The sequence below is a fragment of the Bifidobacterium sp. UTCIF-38 genome (genome assembly GCF_006454495.1).
GTDB lineage: Bacteria > Actinomycetota > Actinomycetes > Actinomycetales > Bifidobacteriaceae > Bifidobacterium > Bifidobacterium callitrichos.
Map to the genome: position 1 here is coordinate 1 of NZ_JFAL01000048.1, position 514 is coordinate 514.

Annotated in this window: 1 protein-coding gene; it reads left to right on the forward strand. The window is 51.4% G+C overall.

What is annotated here, in order from left to right:
• A partial coding sequence (locus tag BW11_RS11440) for a restriction endonuclease subunit S (RefSeq protein WP_140445779.1) occupies positions 1-514 on the forward strand: 514 nt, incomplete at both ends.

Genomic DNA, 514 nt, shown 5'->3' on the forward strand with positions numbered 1-514 from the left:
TTGGGAACAGCGTAAGTTGGGGGAGATCGCTTCTTTTACGAAGGGGAATGGGTATTCAAAGGCGGATATCCGAGAATCGGGTGTGCCTCTTTTCCTCTATGGTCGTATGTACACGCAGTATGAGGCAAAGGTGGAATCTGTAAATACGTACGCAGAACCGAAGCAGGGCACTCTTTACAGTAAAGGGGCTGAGGTCGTTGTTCCAGCTTCGGGAGAGAGTGCTGAAGACATAGCTCGAGCGTCGGCAATCACTAAGGCCGGCATTGCGCTGGGTGGCGATCTCAACGTTATATATCCGCAGTCTGTAGCCGTTCCCTTATTTCTTGCTTATGGGTTGTCTCACGGTTCCAACCAACAACTTCTTGCTCAACGAGCGCAGGGGAAAACGGTTGTTCATATACATGCAAGTGATCTTGAGGGTTTGAGCATCAGTCTTCCTTCCACTGCTGAGCAGCAGGCCATCGGCCGGTTCTTCTCCCACCTCGACGACCTCATCACCCTTCATCAGCGTAAG